8 protein-coding genes and 2 pseudogenes are annotated in these 9,910 nt (G+C 63.5%); 3 read left to right on the plus strand and 7 right to left on the minus strand.

The genetic code is table 11. From position 1 onward, the window contains the following. Positions 1–303 precede the first annotated feature (303 nt). Complete coding sequence (locus QZY44_RS32925; protein WP_295457738.1) at positions 304–840, minus strand: hypothetical protein; 537 nt, start codon at positions 838–840, stop codon at positions 304–306. Between the two features lie 53 nt (positions 841–893). Continuing rightward, positions 894–1,745 carry a hypothetical protein gene (locus QZY44_RS32930; RefSeq protein WP_295457741.1) on the minus strand — a complete coding sequence of 284 codons (852 nt, stop codon included), beginning with the start codon at positions 1,743–1,745 and terminating at the stop codon, positions 894–896. 556 nt (positions 1,746–2,301) lie between these two features. Here QZY44_RS32930 and QZY44_RS32935 point away from each other — a divergent pair. Beyond that, positions 2,302–4,824 carry an arylsulfatase gene (locus QZY44_RS32935; protein WP_295457744.1) on the plus strand — a complete coding sequence of 841 codons (2,523 nt, stop codon included), beginning with the start codon at positions 2,302–2,304 and terminating at the stop codon, positions 4,822–4,824. 154 nt (positions 4,825–4,978) lie between these two features. Here the strand turns inward: QZY44_RS32935 and QZY44_RS32940 are convergent, their stop codons facing one another. Further along, complete coding sequence (locus tag QZY44_RS32940; RefSeq protein WP_295457747.1) at positions 4,979–6,475, minus strand: DUF1254 domain-containing protein; 1,497 nt, start codon at positions 6,473–6,475, stop codon at positions 4,979–4,981. Positions 6,476–6,912: 437 nt separating this feature from the next. On the opposite strand from QZY44_RS32940, the gene QZY44_RS32945 reads away from it, so the two are divergent. Then, positions 6,913–7,077: a hypothetical protein gene (locus QZY44_RS32945; RefSeq protein ID WP_295457749.1), complete on the plus strand. Its 165-nt coding sequence runs from the start codon at positions 6,913–6,915 to the stop codon at positions 7,075–7,077. A 265-nt stretch (positions 7,078–7,342) separates the two neighbouring features. Beyond that, a complete protein-coding gene (locus QZY44_RS32950; protein ID WP_295457757.1) occupies positions 7,343–7,804 on the plus strand; it encodes a Uma2 family endonuclease in 462 nt (153 codons plus the stop codon). Here QZY44_RS32950 and QZY44_RS32955 read toward each other — a convergent pair. The 4 genes and pseudogenes from QZY44_RS32955 to QZY44_RS32970 all read right to left on the minus strand — a co-directional run. Then, a pseudogene (locus QZY44_RS32955) lies at positions 7,766–8,167 on the minus strand (patatin-like phospholipase family protein); the annotation flags it as partial. The gene QZY44_RS32950 and the pseudogene QZY44_RS32955 overlap by 39 nt on opposite strands. A gap of 225 nt (positions 8,168–8,392) precedes the next feature. Beyond that, positions 8,393–8,650: a hypothetical protein gene (locus tag QZY44_RS32960; RefSeq protein ID WP_295457752.1), complete on the minus strand. Its 258-nt coding sequence runs from the start codon at positions 8,648–8,650 to the stop codon at positions 8,393–8,395. Positions 8,651–8,721: 71 nt separating this feature from the next. Further along, positions 8,722–9,390 (minus strand): hypothetical protein, encoded by a 669-nt coding sequence (locus tag QZY44_RS32965; RefSeq protein ID WP_295457755.1) that lies wholly within the window; start codon positions 9,388–9,390, stop codon positions 8,722–8,724. Positions 9,391–9,412: 22 nt separating this feature from the next. Next, positions 9,413–9,910 (minus strand): annotated as a pseudogene (locus tag QZY44_RS32970) (polyphosphate kinase 2); the annotation flags it as partial.

The following is a 9,910-nucleotide window of genomic DNA, read 5'->3' on the forward strand; positions in this document are numbered from 1 at the left end:
GGGGGAACGGCCAAGGCGCCCGCCACTTTCATCGTTCGGGGTGGCGCGGGCGCCATGGCCGTTACCGTGAAAGTCGCGCCGGGAGCGCGCTCCAATTCTCCCTCTCCCCTTGGGAGAGGGCCGGGGAGAGGGAACGGCCAAGGCGCGCGCCACTGTCATCTTGCGGGGTGGCGCGGGCGCCATGGCCGTTAGCCGGGTCGGCATGCAGGCACCACTGATCTTCCTAGGATATGTCAGGAACCGCCACCGGCTAACGCCTCGACCTCCGGTTGGTGACGGATCGTCGCTGGCCGGACCGATCGCCTAATAGCGTGCGCGCCGCCACGTACGTCGGTCTGCGCCGGCGAAGGACATGGGGGTGAGCGGCCGACCGATGATGTCGATGAAAAGCGAAGCGGCGCCCCCGCGCGTCGGCGGCTCGCCCTCCAAGACCTTGACCGCGTAGCTCAGGTCGTGCCCGGTGAGCCGGGGGTCCCGCAACTCCAAAACCGTGTTCGCCATCTTGCCGCCCTCCAGCACCGAGAGGTTGGCGTTGGGTGGGTCTGATTTGAAACTGTCTTCGCCTTCATCCCAGAAGGGGACGAAGTCGGCGGTCTTCATATGGCCGGCGAGCCGCTCCGGGCGGTCGGAAAAAAGCACCGTAATCGGGCTGACACCCTTGAGGGTGAGGCGTCCGTCGGCGTACGCGATGCCCTCGGCATTCTGCACGAACAGGAACTGCGGCTTCTCCGCGCTTTTGGGCTTTGCAGCCTCGTCTGCGGCGGCGCAGGTGCTACGCACGGCGAGCGCGAGCGGTGCGAGCAGCGCGGCACTGGCAATAAGGCGGCGTCTGGTGGTCATGTGCGATCTCCTCGGGTGGTGGCCGGATGCAGTCGGCTGGCGCTGGTGCTACTTCACCAGCGGAAACTGACGCCCAGCGCCGGTCCGGACATGGTCAGATTCGCGCTATTCTGGTTGAACTGGTAGCCAAGCGCGCGCCACGCCAGGGTTACCGCGCCCCAATCGTAGCGATAGCCCAGGCCCAGGAGGCCCTGCCAGGTCCAGTTGGAGTTGCCGGCGCCGATGTCTGCGTAATAGGGGACGAACCAGCGGCTGTCCCCCAAGCGGACCTCGCCGTGGGCGCCGACGATGCCGTCCCAGACCCCTTTGTCCATGGATGATTTGTGGCCGCCCAGGTAGCGCCCGCGCGCGTCCACGAGGGTGAGGGTGAGGTTGGTGGTGAGATCCATGTACCGCGCCCCCGCCAGTAGATCCATGTTCCAGCGGCTATTCTTAACCAGCGCGTAGCCGCCGCCGAAGGTCAGGATGGTGCTGGACAGGTCGGTGCTGGCCGTGCCGGCGATCTGCGCGGACAGGTTCCCGAGTGGCCCGGTGATGCGGCGTACCTTGGTCGACTGGCTGCTCATGCTCGTGTACACGATGTCGCCAAAGACCAGCCAGCGGTCCTTGCGGGCTTCACCCATCATCATGAACGCCATCTGCAGGTTGCTGAGATAATTACTCGGCCTGATGGTGCTGCTGACATTGACCGGTCGCGCCGTACCCCCGTTGGGTCCCGGCAATCCGGTGACCACGGTGTCGAGACTGCTGTACAGGGCGGGAAACCAACCATAGACCGTCAGGTTGAAGTGCCAGCGGCCGTCATCCGTCGCGGTCGGGGCCGCGGCTGCCGTCCCGCTGGCCAGCAGTCCCAGTGCGGCGAGCGACAGGGCGCGCCGGGCGTGTCTCAGGTGCTTGCCGATCATCTGTATCGCTCCTCGCTCGCTCGGGCCGGATCGCGTGCCCAGTGGTTGATTGTTGTCGCACAGTGTTCGCGCCGCTCGGATGAGCTGCGGCTGGTCAGCAGCATTTCTGCGCATTTGTTCGTTTGTCAAGTATCCTGAATCGGCTAGGTCTGAGGTAGACACTTTGCGACATTTTTCAGCCCAAGTGGCCGGGGGGCTGGATCATGGCCCGGTTACCCCCCGCGAGGTCAGCGCCGCAGGTCAGGGCTGCCGGTGCTTAACACGCCAGTCGCTGGCGCAGGTCCCGGACCAGCGGCGAAAGGCGCCTGTCTGTCGCGAAATGACAAAACTGTCGCCGGGATTTCCGGCAATAATTCAACGCGCAACCGCTGACCTGGCGCCCTCCGAGCCGAATCGGTCACCCGTCGATCGGACAGCAAGACCGGGGCCAAGTTGATATCCGGCTGGCGAGTCACAAGTCACCCAACCCTGCTGACTCCCGCCGTCCAGGCTGACGCGCGTAAGCGTCGGGTGTTCGTGCAGTCTCATCGAATCGACCGACCTCGGAGGCATCTCTATGATCCTGAAGCCGCTATTATTGTCCGCCGCGGGCCTGCTGGCCGCGGCGAGCCTGGTCTGCGCGCCCGCCGGGGCGGTGGAAACCACCGGCGTGCCGGGCTCGCCCGGCGCCACCACGAGCATCCCCGGAAATCAGCTCCCGCCGCCCGACCCCAAGTTCGGCGGCGTCATCAAGGACGACGCACTGCAATCCAAGCCCTGGTGGGCGCCGCGCGTGGTGCCGCCCAAGGGCGCGCCCAACGTGCTCCTGATCATCACCGACGACGCCGGTTTCGGTGTGCCAAGCACCTTCGGCGGTGTCATCCCAACCCCGACGATGGACCGCATCGCCAACGAGGGCCTGCGCTACAACCGCATGTTCTCCACCGCGCTGTGCTCGCCGACCCGTGCCGCCCTGATCACCGGGCGCAACCACCACTCGGCCGGCTTCGGCGTGGTCTCGGAACAATCCACGGGATTTCCCGGCTATAACAGCATCATCGCGAAAGACAAGGCCACCATCGGGCGCATGCTGCTGGACAACGGCTACGCGACCTCCTGGTTCGGCAAGGATCACAACACCCCGGCCTTTGCGGCCAGCCAGGTCGGGCCCTTCGACCAGTGGCCGACCGGCATGGGCTTCGAGTACTTCTTCGGCTTCGTCGGCGGCGACGCCAACCAGTGGCAGCCGAACCTGTTCCGCAACACCACCCAGATCTATCCCTTCGAGGGCAAGGCGCCCGGCACCTGGAACCTGGTCACCGCCATGGCCGACGATGCGATCGACTACATGACGCGCATCCACCAGACCGACCCGAGCAGGCCGATCCTCATCAAGTACGCCCCCGGCGCTACCCATGCGCCGCACCACCCCACCAAGGAGTGGGTGGATAAGATCAGTGCGATGCACCTCTTCGACGACGGCTACGAGAAGCTGCGCGAGCGCATCTTCGCCAACCAGAAGCGGCTTGGGGTGATCCCACAGGATGCCCAGTTGACGCCCTGGCCCGCCGAGATGCTGAAGCCCTGGGATCAACTCACGGCGGACGAGAAAAAGCTCTTCATCCGCCAGGTGGAGGTCTTCGCCGCCTTTGCCGCCTATAACGATCACGAGATCGGGCGGGTGATCCAGGCCTTTGCGGACTTAGGCAAGCTCGACAACACGCTGGTGATCTACATCAACGGCGACAACGGCACCAGCGCGGAGGGCGGGCCGATGGGCACGCCCAACGAGGTCGCGTGGTTCAACGGCGTGAACATGATGCCGGTGGACCTGCAGATGAAGTTTTACGACGTCTGGGGCACCGAAGCGACCTACAACCATATGTCCGCCGGCTGGTCCTGGGCCTTCGACACGCCCTTCGACTGGTTCAAGCAGAACGCCTCCCGGCTCGGCGGCATCAATCAGAACATGGTCGTGTCCTGGCCTGCTCGTATCAAGGACAAGGGGGCCCTGCGCGAGCAGTTTGTCCATGTGATCGACGTGGTACCCACCATCCTGGAGGCGGCCGGCATCGCCGCACCCGCGGTGGTCGATGGCATCAAGCAGGCGCCGATCGAGGGCACCAGCTTTGCGTACACCTTCGACGCGGCCAACGCCAAGGCGCCTTCGCGCCACCGCACCCAGTATTTCGAGATGATGGGCCAGTGGGCCCTGTACCACGAAGGCTGGCTGCTCAGCACCAAGGTCAATCGCGCGCCCTGGCAGGCCTTCGGTCCGGCCAATCCCGATCCATTGAACAACCAAGCGTTTCAGCTCTATGACCTGAGCCGCGATTTCACCCAGACCGCGGACATCGCGGCCCAGCACCCGGAGAAGGTCAAGGAACTGAAGGCGCAGTTCGTCACGCAGGCGAAGCAGCACCAGGTCTTCCCGCTCGATGCCTCGGTGGCGGCCCGGATCGTGGCCCCGCGCCCGAACATCACCGCCCGGCGTTCTGAATTCGTCTATACGCGGCCGATGTCCGGCCTGCCCCAGGGCGACTCCCCGATACTGCTCAACACCTCTTACACCATTACCGCCGCCATCGAGGTGCCGCAAGGCGGTGCCGAGGGCATGATCCTGACCTCGGGCGGGCGCTTCGCCGGCTACGGCTTCTATCTGCTCAAGGGCAAACCGGTATTTCTGTGGAACCTGATCGACCTGGAGCGGATCAAGTGGGAAGGTCCGGACGCGCTGACCCCCGGTCCCCACACCCTTGAGTTCGACTTCCAGTACGAGGGCCTGGGCACCGGCACGCTGGCGCTCAACAACTTCAGCGGCGTCGGCCGGCCCGGTACCGGAACGCTCAAGGTCGACGGCAAGGTGGTCGATACCAAGAAGATGGAGAAGACGCTGCCGATGATCCTGCAATGGGACGAGGCCTTCGACATCGGCTCCGACACTCTGACCGGCGTCAATGACGCGGACTACCGGCCGCCCTTCGCCCTGACTGCCAAGCTCGACAAGCTGACGATCAAGGTCGATCGTCCGGAGCTTACGCCCGCGGACATCCAAAAGATCAAGGAGACGGATGCCAAGGCGACGGCAGCCAGGGAGTAGCCCGGCACGGCCCTTGTTCGCGGTGCGCGCGGGCCGCCCGAGATGGGGCGCCCGCGCGTGAGGTCCTGCGGCGATCGGCCGCGACCTGACCGAAAGACGCCGGAGAACTGTCAGCGTCCGGCGAATAATCGCTTTCGCCGCTTCGGTCGAGCGATCAGGGTTGCAGCTCGATTTCGCCCGGTCGCCACGTCTTGTTGAACCAGGGCTCCAGCGGACCGTAGAGGCGAAGGATCATAAACCAGCCCTTTCGAGGAATCGTCTGCACCCAGTTGTTCTCCATTCCCACTGGGGCCTTGGGTCCGAAGTAGACATCCACCGAGCCGTCCGCATTGACCTTGACCCCCGTGTTCTGGCTGCTGACGCTCGGGGCCTTCTGGTCGGTCTGCACCATCGAGCGAGTCTGGTTGTCGTAGACGATGACGGACCAGAAATCCTTGACCGGGATGTTCGGCGGCAGGCGCAGCTTGTAGGTCTTGCCGCCATCAAAGGGATTGCCGTGCGCATCCTGCACCGACCAGGGGTATTGCGATCCCCGGCCCACCATCTTTTCCTCCATCGCCGGTGTGACGCCGGTAGCAAAGTAATAGTAGAAGGCGGCACCGTCCAAGTTGCTGACACCGGGCGCCACCTCGAACTTGTAGCCACCGAAGAACGGCAGGCGCCACGCACTGTCCGGATAGAAATACGCCTCCTTTGAACGGATCTTGAAGGCGATGGTTCGCGCAGTCACAGCGCCGATGTTCGCAGCGTCGGTCAGGATCTGCTTCATCCGCTCATCGGGATTGAACGGCTGACCCTTGACGATGCCGATCGAGGCGAACAGGCCCAAGGTGGTGGGATCGGAACCCGCCGCCGGCTCCTCCTGGATGACTTGGTTCAACAGGCCCCAGAACGAGTAGTCACCCGGTGCGACGAAGTTCGATGGAATCCCCGAGGCATTGACGAACTTCATCGGCGGCGGGTTCGCGGCCTCGGCCAAGGGATAGATCCGCAGGTGCTTCTTGACCGAGTCAACACCGGGTCGGGTTGAACCGTCCACGACGAAGGCGCGAAATACGAGCCAGCTACCGAAGGTACTCGGCCGCACGACGTGATACCCCGGCGGGATGTCGCCCTTGAATCCAGGCGGCAACAGCAGGTACTTGCCGCCCTCGCCCTTGTCGGCCCCGGTGATGCCAACGTCGGTTACCCACTTGTACCAGAAGTCGTTGACCAGCCCCAGCACCTTGGGCGGAATCTCGGCCACCAACGGCCCCTTGCTGGTGTCGACCCACATGAAGTTGTAGATCGTGTTGTCGTTCGCCGTCAGCTCGACGGTCCTCGGATCGACCAGGTCTTCCCAGATCACGTCGGTCCGGTTATCAGGCCCGAACTTGCGCAATGAATCGCGCATGCCGGCCTGATTGACGATCGGGATCGCCAGCAGATAGGCTTGAAGCGCCCGCGAACGGTCCAGGTTGTCGTAGATCTTGTCAACGGTATCGGCCGACGGGTAGCCATAGTCCAGGTTCAAGGTCCCGATCGAGGACTCGATCTTGTCGGGCACGGCGACACCCGGCGCGAAGGGCGTCGTCATCTTGAAGCTCTGGGCCGAAGCCGTCGTGGTGATCGCCACGGCGACAAGCGCGCCGAGCAGTGCTTGTTTCATCATCTTCGGACCCTCTCACTCGTGCGTTGTATACACCGGATGCTTCACCCACCGCGCAGAATGTGGGCGACCCAAGTGGGCAAACTTAAATGGACTCTTTGCGGCGATTTTCAAGCCGAACCGACTGCGGGAACCGGGGGAAAGACTCTGATTTATTCGCAAGAAATCCTGAAGCCGTTTTCTTTCGAGTGCTTGGCTACGACGCCCGCGGCGCGACCTCGTGTTCGACCGATCGGCCCACTGACCGCTTCGCGACCTCCAACTCCCGTCACGCCTGCATGTAGCTGACCGCCAGCCAGGCTTCTCGATCCGGTCCGGCCCGTGCCCGGCGCACCGCTGAGCAATAACATCTGCGAGCGCGCGCTGAAGAAGACCATCTGCATCGGAAAAATTCGCTGTCTTATCGCACCTTGAACGGCGCCAAAGTCGGCGACCTGTTCATGAGTCTGATCCATACCGCGGAACTCCACCACGTGGTGTCGTTTGATTACCTGGTCGCCCTGCAGCGCCATGCCGCCGCGGTGGCACTCGACCCGCCGGCCTGGATGCCCTGGAATTACACCACGGCGCTGGCGCGCCTCGCCGGCGAACCCGCGCCGGACTGATCCCCGCTCCGCCTGAGGACCGCCCCTGCGGGGGCTCCCGTCACACCGTCGCGCCAACGTCCCGACCACCAGCCTCAGGGCGCTGCTGCGCTGGTGAGCCTGCAGACAACGGCGCCAGCGTCCCATCCGCTCGAGATCGGCCCCCGACAGCGACAACGTCAGGCCTCCCATTCGGCAAGGACGCGGGGCTCCCACACTACCGGACCAGCTTTCGGAATTCATGCAGGCTTGCCGGAAGGACACGATCGACGGCGTCGCCTATCTGATGGCGTCCGCGCCGACGCTCGATCATCAGGAGGTCGTCGGCGAGATCTACTACCAACTCCGGCAGGCGCTCGGCGATCAATCCTGCCGTGCCTATGTCGTGCCGGTGGACGTGCGTGTCCCCAGGGCCGACGAGTCGGATGACGCCATCGATACCGTGGTACAGCCCGATGTGTTGGTGATCTGCGATCGGGCCAAGACCGATCGACGCGGCGTGCGCGGCGGCCCGGATTTCGTGGTCGAGGTGCTCTCGCCCGGCACCGCGAGCCATGATCACGTTCAGGGTGCGAAACAGTGTCAATGCCTTGGGATCATGGCTGGCCGCCAGTTTGCTCAGGTTCCAGATGACGCCCCGGCGCGCATCGAGATCCGTGGTCCCGACCAGCAGCAGTCGCCCCTTGGCATATTCGACCGCGATGGTATCGAGCAGTTGCTGATCCACATATTTTGCGATCAGCCTTGACAGAGGCGCATTGTCGGCCATGGCATCGCTGGTCAGCGCCGAGACCATGTTGCGCGATTCCGCGATGTCCTTGGCGGAAATCGTGGTGTAGAGCTCCTTCAGGGTGGCGTCATAGGCAGGACCTGCAAAGGCGAAGGGGGCGGTCAGTGCCCCGGTGCTGACGCCGGTGACCAGCTTGAAGACCGGGCGATTGCCGGCGGCGGTCCAGCCATTGAGCAGCCCGGCACCGAAGGCACCGTCATCGCCGCCGCCGGAGATCGCGAGTAACACCGCCGGTGGCAAGGGGCCTTTATGACCCTGGCCGGCCAGATAGGCCTGCTCGCGCTTGAGTGATTCGAGCGCGCCCCGTGCCATTGTGGCCATATCTTCAGGGCTGCCGATGCGATATCGGATCGCGTCCAAACCCGGAATGCGTGCCTGATTTTACAAGTCTTGCGGTACGGCCGGTTGGCGGCTCAACGCGGCGCAACCCTGCAGGACGAGCGGGACGAGCAGTCCCACGAGGACGGCGATTGTGGTGCGCGTGTTAGCTGCGGTCATTGTCATGAAGATCAGCTCATGTTGGCGGTTTGAGAAATGGCCGAGAAATTATCTTGAAGAGCACTCTGACACACAGTAATCCCGCTCTTTCATGCAATTGGCAAAGCACTGGCCGTTTCCTTGGCACTGTCCGGTACAGATCACTTGTGTGGCGGCGCAATCGGCAATGCACTTCTCGACCGGTGTGCGCTCTTTTCCGATCACCCGTTGCTCTGAGTGGGGGCGCGGCTCATCGGTATTCTGGTTGCCTGGTCCGGCAATGGCGGGGGCGGCGATCAGAAAGGCAAAAAGGATGACGTGCTTCATCTTTGTTTCCTGCGTCCGGGGGGTTGATTCACCAAGTCTCTTGCCGATATGGTCTTGGCTGCGCTCCAGTGTTATCCATTGGTGGTCGGCGTCGCGGGCTGTGGACGACGATCGATCAGGATGTCGACGCTGACCAACAGGACCCACAACGGGAAGACCAGCAGGATTTCAGCGAAGGTGCCGATACTGAGCAGCAGCAGTGCGGCCAAGGCATAACCGAAGAGCGCAATCCAACGGCGGATGAAACCGGTACGTATGGCGAGCGTGGAGGTGACGATCATGAAGACGCCCGCCATCTTGACGGCGTAGACGTTCATGGCGACATACATGACCGCGCGCATGACAGTAAAGCTCGGGGAGCCGAGCAGGCCGCCGGGCGCGGCCTTATAGGCGATCATGAGGCCCCCGGCGGCGGCGGCTGAAACGAATAAGAGCGCCAGGAACAGCAGCCCGCTGCCGAGAAACACCGTGGCGAAGAAGCGGTCCTCCGCTGCACCGAGACGATCACGGAGCACGCCGATGAACCACAGGAAGGCGATGCCGGCGAACGGCACCAGATGAAGCGCCAGTACGACTAGGCCGGCACGGGTCCTAAGCCAGTTTCCCGCGTCCAGCGGATCGGCTGGAACCGACCATCGCAGCAACCCGATGCCGGCGATCAACAATCCCGCGAACAGGATCCCGGCAACGGCCGCGGCCCGCGGTGCGGGCAATGGGGCGGTGCTGGCTGGCCTAGTCATCTGTATGCGTCGCGGCCCTCAATCAATAGGTTTCTGTGATGAACTTGAAGGGATAATCAGGCTCCCGGTAGTCGCCTGGTTGCTGCCGTTTCGGCAGTTCGATCTTGTCCCGGGGCAGGTCTTCGTATGGGATTTTGCTCAGGAGATGAGTGATGATGTTCAGCCGCGCCCGCTTCTTGTCATCCGAGCGTGCGACATACCAGGGTGCGAAGTCGGTATCGGTGGCGATAAACATGGCATCGCGTGCGCGGGAATAATCATACCAGCGCCCGTAGGACTTCAGATCCATCGGTGTGAGCTTCCAGGTCTTACGCCCGTCCTCAATACGCGCGGCGAGCCGGCGGGTCTGCTCCTCGGGGCTCACCTCCAGCCAATATTTGAGCAGTATGATCCCGGATTCCACCATCGTTTTTTCAACGAGCGGCACCCCGGCCAGGAATTTTTCCGCCTGCTGTTCGGTGCAGAAGCCCATGACGCGCTCCACCCCGGCGCGGTTGTACCAACTGCGATCGAAGATCAC

The sequence above is a fragment of the uncultured Thiodictyon sp. genome (assembly GCA_903837595.1).
Taxonomy (GTDB): domain Bacteria; phylum Pseudomonadota; class Gammaproteobacteria; order Chromatiales; family Chromatiaceae; genus Thiodictyon.